The organism is Shimia sp., assembly GCF_039969785.1.
Classification (GTDB): domain Bacteria; phylum Pseudomonadota; class Alphaproteobacteria; order Rhodobacterales; family Rhodobacteraceae; genus Shimia.
Genome location: NZ_JBDVNC010000016.1, coordinates 220,898 through 236,552 on the forward strand (window position 1 = coordinate 220,898; position 15,655 = coordinate 236,552).

A 15,655-nucleotide genomic window follows, 5' to 3' on the forward strand; every position below is an offset into this window, starting at 1 on the left:
ACCAATAAGCCATCGGCAACTGCCCTTCGCATCCAACATAGCATAAGCTGTTTATGCCGCGCAAAGGCGGGCAACGGCCCGGAACGGTTTTTTAACACTTCCCTCTCCTCCTTGAGAATGCGGTTCTCACGTCGAAGCTGATCCTTCTCTTGGGCGAGGCTTAAATCCTCCTTCGACACCACGTCTGTGTCTCTGTGCGCCGCGTCCCATTTGTTCAGCGTCGACATCCCAACGCCAAGGTCACCGGCCACCTGCTTACGCGTTAGCCCGCTTGTCAGATCAGCGCTATGCGCACCGCATCTTGGCGGAATTCGTCCATACGTTTCAGTCCCATAGTATGTCTCCCTTGTTGCAGTAAATGCTATCAAAGGAGCGGCATCAAACCGCGACAGGTCCAGCCCAGATTGGGGTCTCATACATACCAATGGTCATGATGTCGAAAGCACCACCTTTGGTCGAGATGTCTGTTGTTACGCGCTGGCGCAACACATTCTCTTCCAAAACTACCCAGTCAACGTCGTGACCGGTTTTTGCAGTGAAATCGTCAGTCAGACCCTGCATGCGGACCATGTCGCCGTTGTTCACTGTCGCAATAGTGAGTGTTTCTGCATAAGCCGTTCCGGCCATAACAACCGATATGGCTGTTGCCGCACGAAGTGCGTTCTTAATAAGCATCCGTTACCTCCCTGTATTTGGATGTTGCAAGATAACGATAGCGTCCAGCCTTGCTTGCCGTCAACAATTTCTTTTACGCGTGTAAAGTTTTGTTTTTTAATCGTTCAAAAACAAACTATTAAGCTGACCCTCTCATGATCAACTTGCCGTCAAAGAACGTAACCTCACGCGAATCAAGCCTTGTTCCGGCCTCAATCACACCAAAAAGCGTCTCTGCGCTTTTTGTGGCGATGGCGGAATAATCCTGTGCCACCGTGGTCAAAGTCGGGCAGGTATATCGCGAAAACGGGTGGTCATCATGTCCGGCAACCCGCAATGCGCACCCTGCCCCGATGCCAACTTTTTTGCCCGCCTGATACGCAGCCGATAAAAACCCGATTGCAAGCCGGTCATTACTGCAAAGGATGGTATCGGTTGTCAGGTTGCCGTCCCGAATGATCCGCGACCCTTCGCGAAAGCCGATTTCCTCGAACTCCCACCCTTCGCCAGGCGCCTGAATCAATTGCGGTGTATGTCCCAGTTCATCCATCGCCGCCAAATAGGCCGACCGGCGTTTATATGCGTTTGGGTTGGTCGGTTTCTCCATTTCAAAAAATGCAGGCGGCTCGCCCGTGCGGCACAGATAATCAACGATCAGTCCAATGCCCTGAAAGCTATCCAATCCGACAAACGCTTCGCCCACGCCATCAATGCTGGAGTCAAACAGAACTGTCGGCACCTCTTCGCAAAACGCTGCGATCCTGTCCGCGTCTGACAAACGCCCCAGTGGCGCCAGCAACACACCCGCTGGTTTGATCAACCGCAAGTTTTCAAGATTGTCGATTTCCTGCTCAGGGTCACCATGCGAACCCAGCAACACCGGGCGAAACCCAGCCTCTAAAACCAACGTCTCGATAACACGGGCGATTTCGGCAAAGAAAGGGTCAGCCAGATAAGGCACGACAATACCAATATTCTTGGTCAGCCTGCGGTTCTGGTTAATCGCATACATGTTCGGGCGATAATCAAACCGCTCCAGCGCCTCTTCTATACGCCTGCGTGTGGTTTTGCGCACGCTGCTCGGATCGTTGAAAAATTTTGATATCGTCGGACGGGACAGTCCGCTGACGGCTGCGAACTCTTCCATATTCTTAATCTTCTGATCGTCCATAAACTGGGGGTCTTTCAGGATTGGTGAGCCGAAAATGCAGTCGTCTCATCTATCAATAGTTTACGCGCGCAAACTTTTCCAGTGTAATTTCAAATGCAGACGCTGCGGAACAAGTTACCGTTTACTTAACAAGTTGGCCATCAATCGAAAAGCGCCTGGTACCAGATTTTCCATCTGGTGATGCAGGATAAGCGAAGTGTGCACATGACGTCCCCGCCCGACGTCTCCCACCAACAACGCGCCGCGCTGCGATGCCTCCTCAGGGTCGGCCATTTCAATCAACGGTATGTATGCCGCGTCCCAGCTCTTAGCAAAATACAAACCTCTCTCCTTAACCCACCCGGCCCAGTCCTGAGGTCCGATCTGATTGGGCGTCTGAAAAATCGAATGTTCGGCAAGATGGCGCACCTCTGCCGTCTCGTCCGTGACCCGCCAGCGCAAAGACGGCTGTCCGATCTCGATATGTCGTGGTGGGGTCGTGACGGGATCCCAGTTGTCCCACGGGCGGTGATACAAAGTCACAAGCGTACCTCCCGTCTCGACCCAGCGATGTAGTGCGGGCATCGCTTCGGACAGGCCGGGCCGGAACCGCAGGGCAAAAATCCCAATGACAATGGTGTCAAACGCGCTCAGTGCGGCGTCACTTGTCAACATCTCATCAGTCACGCCTGTCACATCCATGCCCAGCGCGCTCAGCCAATAATCGACGCGGTCATTTCCCGCCCCGACATACCCAACCCGCACATCCGGCAATTGCGCCTCAAGCGCCAGAACCCTCAATTGAGCTGCCGATGACACCGCCGTCGGCGCAACATGCGCATACGCAACCGTATCGACAGTTTGCGCAGGGACTCCCCCTGACAGCACCGGCAATTCATAAAGCCCGGCTGATAATTGCTTTGGGAAGTCGATCGAGAAATCCCCGTCCGCTCCAGCGACACGCCAGCCCTCCGGCGTCAAAATTGTGGCATCGGCCGGTTTGGGATAGACGCCATCAACCCGAGTGGTGAGCGTCTGGCCGGGCTGGCTTAAATTGACCAACCGCGCTGCGGGGCTGACATGCGCACGGCACGCAGGCAGCACAACGGGCGGATTGTCCATTGGCATGCGCAAAGACACGTTCGCGCCACGCCACGTAATCCAGACCCGACACGCCGGCGCATCCGGAACCATCGGATCATAAATTGCGCGACACCCGTCGCTTTCAAACGCATTTTCAGAGATGCGCAGCACGCCACTGGCTTCTGACCAGCCATCCGGCAACTCAAGCGAGGCGCGCACATCCTCGGCCAACCCTTTGCCCACGTCCAATGTGATCGCGGTTTCTGATCCCGGTGAGACAAATGCATCCTCGGCAAAACACGTCACATCCACGCCCAGCGCCAGTTGCACAACGCGAGCAAGCTGCACCTCTTTGGCATCCAGTCTGTGATCGACCTCGTCCCTAACCGCTGCAGGGCACGCCAACCGAACCCTGCCGATCAGCGAAAGTGCGGCAATCGCCGCCTCGGCCACCGCTTCAAAGTTCGGATAGGCTGCCACGGCGATATCGATCTGGCCCTGCGCAGCGCGCAAATCATTCGCCACGACCTCGGCCCCGGGCAGCGCTGCCAAATCTCCGACCGTCACACAAAGCCCAGAAGACAGATCGTGATCCGGTCCATCAACATGGCTTTGCGCCAGATGCAGCGGCCAATCCCGCGAATGCGTGGCGCTTTGCCAGCGCCCCATGCCTTGCGTGCGATGAAAGCCGCGCGACTGTTGCCCGATACGCTCCCAGCTCCATCCGCTGACCTCATCGCACCCCGAACCGTCAATCGTGAGGGTCGCAGGCGGCGGGGGCAAGTCATCATCATAAGATTGCCCCGCCCCGGACCACGCGGGCAGATACATTTTTTTCACCTGCCAGAGCGGGCGGTTGGACGGAAACTCAGGATCAGCCGCAGCTGCCATCACCTCATGTGCGACCTCGGTCATGGCACGGTGGTGCCCATGCTGCCCCGGCACGTCCAGAAAGGTCGGGCAGATAATGTCTGGCCGTTCAACACGGACAATGTCGACAAACCGCGCCAAGGTGCGTTCATGCCCCCATCGCCCCAAAGTCTCGGTACCGCTCTTGGAGAACCCGAAATCCGTGATCGTGTCCCGCGCAGTCTCGGAATGCCAGTACATCCGCATGCCCAACACATCGCAGGCTCGCTCCATCTCGCGCGTGCGCAACGCCCCCAGCGCCGCACCAGACTCGGTTCCGATGTCATTCTGCCCGCCCTCGCCCCGGGTCGAACAGGCATAAGACAGGTTGACCCCATCACGAAACGCCAGCGCCGCCAACATGCCGGTAATCTCATCATCCGGATGTGCGCCGGTTTGCATAAAGCGCACCACCGATGTCAGCGGTCGCAAGGCCCACCACAACTCCATAATGCGGGGACGCGCACGCAATTGCTCAAGTCTCATCTGATCGGGCGTCGGCATCAAACCTCCTGCGGCTGTTGCACAATTTTGGGAGTGAACGCCTGATTAACCACAAGTGCCGCAGCCCCAAGGGTCGCAGTCATGCGCCCCGATGTGCCCCGACTCAGGCGCGGAAAGCTGCGGTCGGGTCGGTTCGAAACAGAACTGTCCAACAACGGCGTGGTGCACACCAGATGGTCCAGAATATTATCCGGCATCGCGCCGCCCAGAATAATTGTCTGCGGATCGAAAAGGCATTCCACCGTGGACACCGCCGCCGACAAAGGTTCAACCGCACGTTCAAGCCATGAAACCAAAGACGGGTTTTCGCGCCGGAACAGCTGCGACAAATCTTCGACACTTGTGGCCTCAAACCCATCCGCCCTAAGCGCCCGGGTCAGCGACAACCGACTGACCGCATCCTGCAACGCAACCAGCCCATTGTCCGACGGCACCCTAAGATGTCCAATCTCACCCGCGTTGCCAAAGGCACCGGCCATCAGCCGCCCCTTGTGAACAACACCCAGCCCAAGCCCGGCTCCGAAATAGATATAGGCATAGCTTTCCAGACCTTGCGCGACCCCGGAAACTTTTTCCGATATGGCCGCCGCATTGGCATCATTTTCGACAACCACCGGCAGCTCCAGCACATCTGACAACCAGGATTGCGGCGACGTGTCGTCCCAGATCGCCAGCTCAGTGGCACCGCCGCGCAACCCGGTTTTTCCAAAGGGTCCGGGCATCACGACACCCACACCCAACAACGCGCTTTCAGACACACCTGCGCTTTCCACCACAGCCGTTTTCATGTCCCCGACAGCCCGCGCCACATCAGCACGATTTCGGATCGCCATCTTCTTGCGCTTCAGCGCAACCGGCTCGCCACACAGATTAAGCAACGCGGCAGAGATGGCATCCGGCCTGATCTCAATACCAACCGCAAATCCGCCATCGGGGTTCAGCGCATATTGCGCCACCGGCAACCCGCGAGAGGCCGCACGATAGCCTTTTTCCACGATCAACCCGTCGGCCAGAAGGTCTGCAATAATGTTTGACACCGCTTGCGTAGACAGCCCGGATGCGCGCGCGATCTCGGCACGGCCAATTTTCACGGCATTCTGAATGCGACCCAGCACGACCTGCCGGTTGTGGCCGCGGGACCGTCCGGCATTCGCGCCGACTATACTGTCAGATTGGGTGATCATGTTATTCGATTAACTCAACTTACTTGATAATTCAATACAGTTGAGCTAATCCTTCGGGTACATGCGGCCCCGCCCAAAGCTGGATTTCAGCTTGGGCTGGCGAGAACAGCAGGGAGACAATCTATGAAATTCGGTACGTTCAAGGCGATTGCGCTGGGCGCAGTCACAAGCACGATGGCACTGGTTGGCTCGGTCGCCAACGCTGTGGAAATTGAGTATTGGCAATATTTCTTCGATGCCCGCGTTGCGGCGATGGATCAGCTCATCGAAAACTTCGAAGCGGCCAATCCCGACATCACCGTCAAAATGACCCACTTTCCTTATGCGGACTACCGCACCAAGGTCGCCGCTGCGATTCCAGCAGGCGAAGGGCCCGACGTGGTACAGCTGTTTTACGGATGGCTGAACGACTATGTGGCGGCTGACCTGATCCAGCCCCTGCCCGCAGATACGTTCCCGGCCAGCATGGTGGACAAAGAATTCTTCCCAATGGTTCAGGCCATGAAAGATGGCGATCAGTATTGGGCTTTGCCGACCGCCGTTCGGTCCCTTGCGTTGTTCTATAACACCCGCCTGATGGAAGAGGCCGGTGTCACAGCGCCCCCGACCAATTTTGCAGAACTGCAGGAAGCTGCCGCCAAAATGACCAAGCGCGATGGCGCTGGCAACATCACTCAGGTTGGCATGACGGCCGGTATGACCGCGCAAGATCACCACTGGTGGCGCGAAGGTCTGATCCGCCAGATGGGCGGCGAGCCTTATACGGATGATTACCATACCGTAGCCTACAATTCAGAAGCAGGCCTAAAAGCATTGGAAATGTATGTTGGCATGGCTGACGGCGACGACGCGATTACGGCCTTTGGCTTTATGGATGAACCTCAGGCCGCTTTCAAAGCGGGCCGCGCAGGCATGCATATCGACGGCTCGTTCCGGATTGGTTCGCTCAACAAAACACGTGGGCTGAAATGGGGCGTAACCGAACTCCCCGCCACAGCAGACGGCACCCGGTCCAATTATTCCTCTTATTGGGTTAACGCCATCACCACCAAAGCGACTGACGAAAAATACGACGCTGCGGTGAAGTTCATGCAATATGTCACCTCGGATGAGGCGATGCAGGTCTGGCTTGATGTGGTTGGTGAACTGCCCGCAAAACCTTCTGTTGGTCTGACGGATGAGAACGCCAACAACGAAGTTTACGGCCCCTTCATTCGCGGTCTGGCCTATGCCAACACCACCAAGTTCGCCAATGAAAGCGCGCAGCGTCAGCTGATGGTGGAAATGGTCGAACGGATCACGCTTCAGGGCATGTCAGCCGCAGACAGCCTCGCCATTGCCGCCGAAGCTGAGCAGAAGATCCTCGACGAATACTACGCCGACTAACCCGATTGGTCCCGGCACTGTCGCCGGGACCCTTCCCTTCGGAGCGCGGCATGAAATTCTACCGCAACCTTACAATAAAACAAAAACAGATTGTCTGGGCCTGGTCCTTCCTCGCTCTGCCGGTCCTGTTTTATTCCGTGATCCGGTTCTACCCAACCGGTAACGCCATCCTGATCAGCTTTCAGGACTGGAACCTGCTGGGCGCGCGCACTTGGACGGGTCTGGACAATTATGTCAAGCTGTTCTCTGACCCCGTCTTCTGGAAGGTCTTCAAGAACACCTTTGTCTATCTCCTGCTCGGCACTCCGATCAGCCTCGTTGTGTCCTTTGTCATAGCCTACCATCTGGACAAGCTTCGTTTCATGCACGGCTTTTTGCGCCTGCTCTATTTCCTGCCATTCATGACCAGTGCGGTGGCGATGGCCTGGGTGTGGCGCTGGTTCTATCAACCCGTCCCCATCGGCCTTTTTAACAATTTCCTGGCCACATTCGGCATACCGCAGATCAATTTCCTCAACTCCACCACCAATGCGCTCCCGGCGATCCTTGCCCCTGCCATCTGGGCGGGCCTCGGCTTTCAGATCATCATCTTCATGGCCGGTCTGCGTGCGATCCCCAAAAGCTACTACGAGGCCGCCCATATCGATGGTGTATCTTCGTGGACCGTCCTTTGGGAGATCACCATTCCGCTGCTGAAATCCACCATCGTGTTTATTGTTGTGTTCTCCTCAATTGGTTTCCTGCGCATATTTGACCACGTCTTCAACATGACCACGCTGAACCCCGGCGGACCGCTCAATTCTACCAAACCGTTGGTTCTGATGATCTATGAAACCGCCTTCAGCTCGTTTGACATGGGCTATGCTGCTGCCCAGACGGTGGTGCTATTCGTTGTGTTGCTGATCGTCAGCCTGCTGCAACTGCGCCTGATGAGGGACCGCTGATGGCTGTGACCGAAGACATCCGCGCCAGCTCTGACACCTTGCTGAACGTCAAGCCACCCCGACGCCCCGCAAACATGGGACAGATCATCCGCTTTCTGCTGTTGTTTCTGGGCGGCATCCTGATGGTCATGCCCATCGCCTATATGTTTTCAACCTCGCTCAAATGGCCGCACGAGGTCTATAATCTGAAACTGATCCCCGACGAACCAACCATCGAAAACTATACTTATGTGCTGGAAGATGGCCGGTTCTTTGGATGGTTCTCAAATTCCATCGTGATCGCCACAGTCACCACAATCTCGAATGTGCTGTTTGACAGCCTTGTCGGCTACACCTTGTGCAAATTCCGTTTTCCCGGGCGCTACATCGTGTTCATCGCAATCCTGTCGACGCTGATGATCCCGACCGAAATGCTGGTGATCCCTTGGTATTTGATGAGCCAACAGTTCGGCTGGCTCGACACCTATTGGGGCATCATGTTCCCGGGGTTAATGACCGCCTTTGGCACCTTCCTGATGAAGCAGTTCTTTGAAACCGTCCCCGACGATTTCATCGAGGCCGCCCGCATTGACGGTTTGAACGAACTGCAAATTTGGTGGACCGTCGCCATGCCGCTGGTCAAACCGGCGCTTGCTGCGCTGGCCATCTTTGTCTTCCTGGGCAACTGGACTGCCTTTATCTGGCCGCTGATCGTTACGAACTCGGTGGAAATGTACACGTTGCCGGTTGGGCTTTCCTCCTTTGGTGACGAGGCTGACGTCGCATGGGAACTGATCATGACCGGCGCGGCCATCTCAACAATCCCCACGCTGATCGTGTTTCTGATCTTCCAGCGGTTCATTATCCGCGGTGTGGTTATGGCAGGGCTCAAAGGATGATCAAGGTCGAAGCTCTGGATCATGTACACCTTTATGCCGCCGATACCGACGCGGCCGCAGACTGGTACGGACGTGTTCTGGGTCTGCGTGTGCTGCCATCGTCGCGCCGCCTGAAGGATGGCAAATACATGGCCACCCCCGGCGGCCAGTATTGCGCCACGATCTTTGTCGGCAAACCGCCCTCGGACGGAGATCACACCACAGCTTTCCGTGTCTCAGGCCAGACCTTCATTCAGTTCGCCCAAACCCTGCCCCACCCAGACGTTATTGCCCGAAATGGAAGGCCGCTTCGGGTACAAGACGCCGAAGACCATCAGCTGGCCTTTTCATTCTATTTTCAGGACCCTGATGGCAATCATCTGGAAGTCACCACCTATGACCACACGCCCGTGCGCGATTGGGTCACCTCCAACAAACCGGGCACACCATGACCGACACGTCCAAATTCCCCGACCCGGTCTACCGGGACACTGTGTTGGCCCCGCTGTTTGAGGGCGTCAAAGCCCACTATGCGGCAGGAATGGACCGGATCAATCAAGCCCATCTGGTCATGCTGGTCGAAACCGGCATCCTGTCTGACAAGGACGGCCAGAAAATCGCCGAGGCGCTCAGCCACATTCAGACCAACACCAATCTCGCTGCACTCTCCTATACAGGCGAACACGAAGACTATTTCTTCTGGGTCGAGGCCCAGCTCAAATCCCGCCTTGGTGATCTTGGCGGCGCGTTGCACACGGCCCGGTCGCGCAACGATATGGACCACACGCTTTTTAAAATGACGCTGCGCCAAAAAGCGTCCGACCTGATGGTTCAAGTGCTCGACCTAACGCGCGCGCTGACGGACAAGGCACAGGCCGAACGTGACACGCTGATCGTCGCCTACACCCACGGCCAACCGGCCCAGCCGTCGACATTCGGGCATTACCTCTCTGCCGCCATCGAAGTGCTGCTGAACGACGCCACAAGGCTGGAGGCCGCCATGGATGGGCTGGATCATTGCCCCATGGGCGCGGCTGCGATCACCACGTCAGGCTTTCCCATCGACCGTACCCGTGTGGCTGACTTGCTGGGATTTGCCGGTCCAAAGCTTAACGCATATGGCTGTATCGCATCGGTCGACTATGTCACCGGGCTTTACTCAGGCATGAAACTGATCTTCCTGCATCTGGGCCGCGTTATTCAGGACATGGCGTTTTGGTCCGCCTTTGAGGTTGGCCAGCTTTATGTGCCCAACGCCATGGTGCAGGTCTCTTCGATTATGCCGCAGAAACGTAATCCGGTGCCCATCGAACACCTGCGCCACCTTTCCTCGGTCACTGTCGGACGTTGTGACATGGTGGTGAATACAATGCACAACACCCCGTTCACCGACATGAACGACAGCGAGGGCGAGGTCCAGCAGGCCGGATATGCCGCCTTCGATAGCGGTGCGCGCGTGCTGAGCCTGATGACCGCCTTGTTGCCCGCCTGTTCGATCAATCCAGACCGCGTAAAGATAACAACTGACGCGGCCTGTATCACCATCACCGAACTGGCCGATACGCTGGTACGTCAGGAAGGTCTCAGCTTTCGTGCCGCGCATGATGTCGCCTCGCGCACATCCCGCGCGGTGATCGAGACGGGGTTGGCGCTTGGTCAGGGCTACGCCGCCTTTGCCGGGGCGTTTCAGGCCGAGACCGGACGCCAGACCAATCTGAGCGCGGCGGAATTTTCGGATGCCACGGCCCCCGAAACCTTTGTCGCCCGTCGCGACCGCCCCGGCGGCCCGGCGCCAACAGCACTGGACGCAGCGCTTAAACAGTACCGACGCGATACCGACGCAATACAGACGCAATACCGAACCCGAATTTCGCGCATTCAAGCGGCCGACACGGCACGCGACGCGGCCTTCAAATCCCTGTTGGAGACCTGACCCCTTGGCCAATCTAGCCCTCCGTGATCTCGTAAAAACATATGATAAAACCGAAGTGCTGCACGGTATCAACCTAGACGTTCAGGACGGTGAATTTGTTGTGTTCGTCGGACCGTCGGGGTGCGGAAAATCCACCACCCTGCGTCTGATTGCAGGGCTGGAAGAGGTCTCCTCTGGCACAGTCGAAATTGCAGGTCGGACCGTCAATAATCTAGAACCAAAGCACCGCGATATCGCGATGGTGTTTCAGAACTACGCCATCTATCCCCATATGACTGTGCGCAAAAACATCGGGTTCGGGTTGCGCAGTTCATCTGCCACCAAGGCCGAAAAAGAACAGCGCATCGACGAGGTCGCCGCGCTTCTGAGCATGACCGATTTGCTGAATCGCAAGCCCAGCCAGCTGTCTGGTGGACAACGCCAACGGGTGGCGATTGGGCGCGCCATGGTGCGCGATCCGGCTGTGTTTCTCTTTGACGAACCTCTGTCCAATCTTGACGCTCAACTGCGCACGCAAATGCGTCTTGAGATTAAGAAACTGCATCAGCGCGTCGGGTCTACCATCATTTTTGTCACCCACGATCAGGTCGAAGCCATGACCATGGCCGATCGCATCGTGATCATGAAAGATGGGCATATTCAACAGGTTGGCACCCCATCCGAGGTGTATCACTCCCCGGCCAATACCTTTGTCGCGCAATTTATCGGCGCGCCTTCCATGAACATGATCCCCGGCTCAGTTGTCGCCGGAGGCGTCGTTCAGCTCGACACCGGTGGGCGGGTGGATATGAAAACGTCCCTGCCTGAGGGTACACAAATCACACTGGGCGTCAGGCCCGAAGATTTCCTGCCCGACGCACCGGCGACGTTGCTCAAAGGCAAGGTCGCGGTCAGCGAACCCCTGGGCCACGAGACGCTGATTTACGTCGAAACAGACGTCGGAGAATATGTGGCTAAGGCCGACGGGCGCACACCGCCTGCTGTTGGTCAGACCGTTGAACTTGGCGCGCTGCCGGAAAACCTTCATCTGTTTGATGCGGCCACTGGCGCCGTGGTGAAATCCTCTGCATGACCGCGCCCTCAACCATACTCTGCGTGGGTCGCCTCTATTGTGATCTGATCTTCACAGACCTGCCGCGCATGCCCACATTGGGCACCGAAGTTTTTGCAGGCGACGTTGGCCTGCACCCCGGCGGCGGCGCCCCCATCACTGCCGCTCACCTGTCGGCCCTTGGCCATCCGTCGGCGCTGGCATCGATCTTGCCCGCTCCACCCTTTGGCGAAATCGTGCGCCAAAGGCTGGAAAGAGAAAACGTAGATCTGAACCTCTGCCAGACAGCCAAACAAGATAGCAAACCCCAGGTGACAATGGCGCTTGTCCATCAGGGGGAACGGGCTTTTGTGTCCCATCGCGCGGGCCCTGCGCTACCTGAAATCCGTGCTGACGATCTGCGCGACAACGGAATTTGCCACATACATATTGGCGAAGCAACCACCCTGACAGATCACCCGAACCTCATTGATATTGCAAAGGATATCGGCGCGACGCTGTCCCTTGACTGCAGCTGGGATGATGACCTTAACGCCTCAAAACTGGCACCACTTCTCAGAGAAGTAGACGTTTTTCTCCCCAATGAGGCTGAATTCCAGATGCTGAAGAAGCTTGGTCTAAAGGACCCATTCGGCAAATTAACTGTGGTGAAACAAGGGGCCGCGGGCGCAATGGCGTTCGGATCGCAGGGCAGAGTTTATCGCCCCGCAATCAAAACCGAAATCGTCGACACAACCGGTGCCGGAGATGCGTTCAACGCCGGTTTTTTAAAGGCATGGACGGAAAACGCCGCACTTAACGATTGTGTGCTGGCGGGTAATCTGGCGGGAGCAAAAGCAACCACAATTCGCGGCGGAATGCCGTCATGTGCGCTGGAAAGTGCGGGATAGCCACGCTCGGCTTGGCAAATGATCCCCGCTGATTAGCGACAAAAGTACAAGACCCCGCCCGAAAAAAGGCGAGAGCTTTCAACTATTCCAAATTCATTATTACCCGTTCAACGCAACAGCGCTGCCGCTTGATCCGGACCCAAAACATCAGGCCGTTCGCAAGTTGTGGTCATGGCGACCCAAGACCGGGTTTCCCCAGAAAGCAAGATCGACGTCATGACATCAACCGCATGCAGAGCCAGCTCCAGACTGCATCGATGCGGCCGCCCTTCGCCGATGGCCAGGATCATGTCCGCCAGCCCGGCACACCGGTAGTTTGCCTGCTCACCGTTATCATGTGTTTCATTAGGAATACCAAAAGGATGGGCGCGCTCTGCGACAACTTGCATATCGCCGCCTTTGTCCGACACGCTCACGTCACCGCCAAAGAAATTTGGATCCGGCACATTCATGCTGCCTGCAGAACCATAAAGCTCCATATTTGGATGAGAGCTTGTCCAGACATCCCAGCTGGCACCAAAGGTAATGATCGCACCGTTTTCAAATTCGAGAAGCGCGTGAATATTGGTTGGCGTCTCAACCGGCACGGTTTCGCCATTTCGGGGACCGTTGGTGATCGTGCGCACAGGAAAGCTGGCTGAGGTCATCGCGCTAACGGCGCGGACCGGTCCAATCAACTGAATAAGATTGGTGATATAATATGGGCCGATGTCCAAAACCGGACCGGCTCCGGGGCGAAAGAAAAAGTCCGGGTTCGGGTGCCAGTGTTCCATGCCATGCGACATCACATGACAGGTGCCACCGATAATTTCGCCAATCTGCCCTTCGTCAATTGCAGCGCGCGCCAGTTGGTGCGCTCCGCCCAGAAACGTGTCCGGCGCTGAGCCAATACGCAAGCCGCGTGCGGTGGCCAGATCGCGCAGCGCCTTTCCTTCTTCCAGAGTCAACACAAATGGCTTTTCCGAATAGACATGCTTGCCCGCTTCCAAAACACGCCGCGACACGTCGTAGTGCACTTCCGGGATCGTGAGGTTAACGATTACGTCAATATCGTCGGCCGCCAGCAAACCGTCGACAGTTTCGGCACGCACCTTAAACTCTTCCGCCCGCGCGCGTGCCGTATCCATGTTGATGTCCGCCACCGCACGCATGTTCAGACCCTGAAACATCGGGCCAAGCCGCAGATAGGCCGCCGAAATGTTGCCGCAGCCAATAATACCAATACCAAGTTCGCTCATGACGCCCTCAAAAATCTGAAACTGTTTTCAATGACCGCTCAGCGAAACGCTGATGATCATTGGGATTGTCATGCTCAACAACATAGCGTTTGACACCTGCCTTCTGCAAAGCAGCATGGATCGGCGCCCAATCAACCGTGCCATGTCCGACATCCGCCCATCCGTCTTCGTCCAGATTTTCACCTTGCGGGGCAATGTCCTTGATGTGCGCGGCGTTAATCTGCCCGGCGAACTTGCCAATTGCATCCAAAGGATCACCGCCGGCACGGATGACCCAGCCCAGATCAAGCTCAAGGCACAGATCAGGCGACGCCTCTGCGATAACATTCAACGGCGTTATACCATTTCCCAGATCAACCAGCTCGAAATCATGATTGTGCCATCCAAAGGTCAACCCGGCGTCCTGAAGCGGCTTACCGGCCTCGACAAGCCGTGCCGCAAATGCCTGCCAGCCTGCAAGGTCTTCAGGGCGATCTTCCGCAGCGATATAGGGTGCGAAAATCGCTTCAAGCCCCAACCGCTTGGCCAAAGCAATTGGTCCGCTTGCGTCGCTCTCAAGTGTTTCAAGACCAAAATGCGCGGTTGTCATGCGCAAACCAGATGCGTCCAGGGCAGCCAAAACCGGGTCTGGCGTTTCCAGAAGAGCGCCATACCCCTCGACCTGTGTATATCCGGCCCTGGAAACCATCGACATGGTTTCATCCAAAGGCCAATTGCGCGAACCGTAAAGCTGATAAGATATAGAAGTCATGATTAACAATCCTGATATTGTGTTCGGCTTACAGCCGCAGTTCGGTTGCGGAATCAAATAGCGACGCGCGGGAAGGGTCAATACCAATGGCCAGATTGTCACCGGCCTGAACCCTGGCGTTGCCTTCCATGCGAATCCGCATTTGATTGCCGTTTAGTGCCGCATAAACCAGCGTGTCAGAGCCCATGGGTTCGACCAGTTCGACCGTTACCGAAGATTTGACTGGTGCCTTGCTGGCAAGTTCCCCTGTGATCAGATGCTCTGGGCGAATGCCGATGGTGACCTCACCCGCATTGTCTTGGTTATCGGCAAATTCATACCCATCCATAGGCATCGTAATGCCGGCTGCCTCGACAGTGTTGCCTTTCAGGTGACCCTTGAAAAAGTTCATTGAAGGGCTGCCGATGAAATCTGCCACATAGAGGTTTTGGGGGCGGTTATATATTTCATCCGGCGTGCCAAGCTGCATGATCTTTCCGCCTTTCATGATCGCAATCCGGTCGGCAAGTGTCATCGCCTCGACCTGATCATGCGTCACATAGATCATCGTGTTTTCCAGCCGTTGATGCAGCCGTTTCAGCTCTACCCGCAAATCTGTTCGCAGCTTGGCATCCAAATTTGACAGAGGTTCATCGAACAGGAAAACATCGACATCACGCACCAGCGCCCGCCCGATGGCAACACGCTGACGCTGTCCGCCAGACAATGCGGCTGGCTTGCGTTTCAGAAGAGGTTGAATTTGAAGAATATCTGCCGCGTTTGAAATCCGCCGGGCAATTTCATCTTTGGGCATGCGCGCATTTTTGAGCCCGAAGGACAGGTTTCCCTCGACCGTCATCTGCGGATAAAGCGCGTATGACTGGAAAACCATGCCGATGCCGCGTTCGGATGGCTCTTTCCAGGTTACGTTTTGGTTGTTTATGAAAATCTGACCGTCGGTGATTTCCAACAGACCAGCGATACAGTTCAACAAGGTTGACTTGCCACACCCCGAAGACCCCAGCAGGACGAGGAATTCGCCCTCCTTGATGTCGAGGTTCAGTTTCTGGAGAACTTTCACCTCTCCGAAATGCAGGTCGAGATCGCGGATTTCGACGGAAGAATTGCTGTTGCTCATTGGG

Annotated in this window: 13 protein-coding genes and 2 pseudogenes; 7 read left to right on the forward strand and 8 right to left on the reverse strand. The window is 56.3% G+C overall.

The genetic code is table 11. The annotated features are described in order from the left end of the window. Window positions 1-89: 89 nt before the first annotated feature. The 5 genes and pseudogenes from ABJI08_RS07735 to ABJI08_RS07755 all read right to left on the reverse strand — a co-directional run. Window positions 90-334, reverse strand: a pseudogene (locus ABJI08_RS07735) (transposase); the annotation flags it as partial. Window positions 335-399: 65 nt separating this feature from the next. Next, a pseudogene (locus tag ABJI08_RS07740) lies at window positions 400-675 on the reverse strand (sugar ABC transporter substrate-binding protein); the annotation flags it as partial. 118 nt (window positions 676-793) lie between these two features. Continuing rightward, window positions 794-1,825 carry a LacI family DNA-binding transcriptional regulator gene (locus ABJI08_RS07745; protein ID WP_348401239.1) on the reverse strand — a complete coding sequence of 344 codons (1,032 nt, stop codon included), beginning with the start codon at window positions 1,823-1,825 and terminating at the stop codon, window positions 794-796. A gap of 114 nt (window positions 1,826-1,939) precedes the next feature. Then, window positions 1,940-4,300, reverse strand: coding sequence for a PIG-L family deacetylase (locus ABJI08_RS07750; protein WP_348401240.1), 2,361 nt, complete (start codon window positions 4,298-4,300; stop codon window positions 1,940-1,942). Then, window positions 4,300-5,484 carry an ROK family transcriptional regulator gene (locus ABJI08_RS07755; RefSeq protein WP_348401241.1) on the reverse strand — a complete coding sequence of 395 codons (1,185 nt, stop codon included), beginning with the start codon at window positions 5,482-5,484 and terminating at the stop codon, window positions 4,300-4,302. The genes ABJI08_RS07750 and ABJI08_RS07755 overlap by 1 nt, the downstream gene beginning before the upstream one ends. A gap of 123 nt (window positions 5,485-5,607) precedes the next feature. On the opposite strand from ABJI08_RS07755, the gene ABJI08_RS07760 reads away from it, so the two are divergent. The 7 genes from ABJI08_RS07760 to ABJI08_RS07790 are packed head-to-tail and all read left to right on the forward strand — an operon-like array spanning window position 5,608 to window position 12,545. Continuing rightward, entirely contained in the window at window positions 5,608-6,870 is a 1,263-nt protein-coding gene (locus ABJI08_RS07760; protein ID WP_348401242.1) for an extracellular solute-binding protein, read from the forward strand. A gap of 50 nt (window positions 6,871-6,920) precedes the next feature. Continuing rightward, a complete protein-coding gene (locus ABJI08_RS07765) occupies window positions 6,921-7,814 on the forward strand; it encodes a sugar ABC transporter permease (RefSeq protein WP_348401243.1) in 894 nt (297 codons plus the stop codon). After that, window positions 7,814-8,692, forward strand: coding sequence for a carbohydrate ABC transporter permease (locus tag ABJI08_RS07770; RefSeq protein ID WP_348401244.1), 879 nt, complete (start codon window positions 7,814-7,816; stop codon window positions 8,690-8,692). Before ABJI08_RS07765 ends, ABJI08_RS07770 begins: the two co-directional genes overlap by 1 nt. Continuing rightward, a complete protein-coding gene (locus tag ABJI08_RS07775) occupies window positions 8,689-9,123 on the forward strand; it encodes a VOC family protein (protein WP_348401245.1) in 435 nt (144 codons plus the stop codon). The genes ABJI08_RS07770 and ABJI08_RS07775 overlap by 4 nt, the downstream gene beginning before the upstream one ends. Then, on the forward strand, window positions 9,120-10,604 hold the full coding sequence (gene argH / locus ABJI08_RS07780) for an argininosuccinate lyase (protein WP_348401246.1): 1,485 nt from the start codon (window positions 9,120-9,122) through the stop codon (window positions 10,602-10,604). Before ABJI08_RS07775 ends, argH begins: the two co-directional genes overlap by 4 nt. 4 nt (window positions 10,605-10,608) lie before the next feature. Beyond that, window positions 10,609-11,676, forward strand: a complete 1,068-nt coding sequence (gene ugpC, locus ABJI08_RS07785; protein WP_348401247.1) for a sn-glycerol-3-phosphate ABC transporter ATP-binding protein UgpC — start codon at window positions 10,609-10,611, stop codon at window positions 11,674-11,676. Next, on the forward strand, window positions 11,673-12,545 hold the full coding sequence (locus tag ABJI08_RS07790; RefSeq protein WP_348401248.1) for a sugar kinase: 873 nt from the start codon (window positions 11,673-11,675) through the stop codon (window positions 12,543-12,545). The genes ugpC and ABJI08_RS07790 overlap by 4 nt, the downstream gene beginning before the upstream one ends. A gap of 107 nt (window positions 12,546-12,652) precedes the next feature. Here the strand turns inward: ABJI08_RS07790 and ABJI08_RS07795 are convergent, their stop codons facing one another. Genes ABJI08_RS07795 through ABJI08_RS07805 form a run of 3 tightly spaced genes read right to left on the reverse strand, consistent with a single transcriptional unit; the run spans window position 12,653 to window position 15,651 of the window. Continuing rightward, entirely contained in the window at window positions 12,653-13,783 is a 1,131-nt protein-coding gene (locus tag ABJI08_RS07795; RefSeq protein ID WP_348401249.1) for a Gfo/Idh/MocA family oxidoreductase, read from the reverse strand. 7 nt (window positions 13,784-13,790) lie between these two features. Then, on the reverse strand, window positions 13,791-14,534 hold the full coding sequence (locus ABJI08_RS07800) for a sugar phosphate isomerase/epimerase (protein WP_348401250.1): 744 nt from the start codon (window positions 14,532-14,534) through the stop codon (window positions 13,791-13,793). Between the two features lie 28 nt (window positions 14,535-14,562). Beyond that, window positions 14,563-15,651 (reverse strand): ABC transporter ATP-binding protein, encoded by a 1,089-nt coding sequence (locus tag ABJI08_RS07805; RefSeq protein ID WP_348401251.1) that lies wholly within the window; start codon window positions 15,649-15,651, stop codon window positions 14,563-14,565. Window positions 15,652-15,655: the final 4 nt, after the last annotated feature.

Coding starts and splice junctions, on each gene's coding strand:
- ABJI08_RS07750 (WP_348401240.1), bottom strand. CDS start 4,300: ATGCCGACGCCCGATCAGATGAGACTTGAGCAATTGCGTGCGCGTCCC.
- ABJI08_RS07790 (WP_348401248.1), top strand. CDS start 11,673: ATGACCGCGCCCTCAACCATACTCTGCGTGGGTCGCCTCTATTGTGAT.
- argH (WP_348401246.1), top strand. CDS start 9,120: ATGACCGACACGTCCAAATTCCCCGACCCGGTCTACCGGGACACTGTG.
- ABJI08_RS07745 (WP_348401239.1), bottom strand. CDS start 1,825: ATGGACGATCAGAAGATTAAGAATATGGAAGAGTTCGCAGCCGTCAGC.
- ABJI08_RS07800 (WP_348401250.1), bottom strand. CDS start 14,534: ATGACTTCTATATCTTATCAGCTTTACGGTTCGCGCAATTGGCCTTTG.
- ABJI08_RS07765 (WP_348401243.1), top strand. CDS start 6,921: ATGAAATTCTACCGCAACCTTACAATAAAACAAAAACAGATTGTCTGG.
- ABJI08_RS07805 (WP_348401251.1), bottom strand. CDS start 15,651: ATGAGCAACAGCAATTCTTCCGTCGAAATCCGCGATCTCGACCTGCAT.
- ABJI08_RS07760 (WP_348401242.1), top strand. CDS start 5,608: ATGAAATTCGGTACGTTCAAGGCGATTGCGCTGGGCGCAGTCACAAGC.
- ABJI08_RS07795 (WP_348401249.1), bottom strand. CDS start 13,783: ATGAGCGAACTTGGTATTGGTATTATTGGCTGCGGCAACATTTCGGCG.
- ABJI08_RS07755 (WP_348401241.1), bottom strand. CDS start 5,484: ATGATCACCCAATCTGACAGTATAGTCGGCGCGAATGCCGGACGGTCC.
- ABJI08_RS07775 (WP_348401245.1), top strand. CDS start 8,689: ATGATCAAGGTCGAAGCTCTGGATCATGTACACCTTTATGCCGCCGAT.
- ABJI08_RS07770 (WP_348401244.1), top strand. CDS start 7,814: ATGGCTGTGACCGAAGACATCCGCGCCAGCTCTGACACCTTGCTGAAC.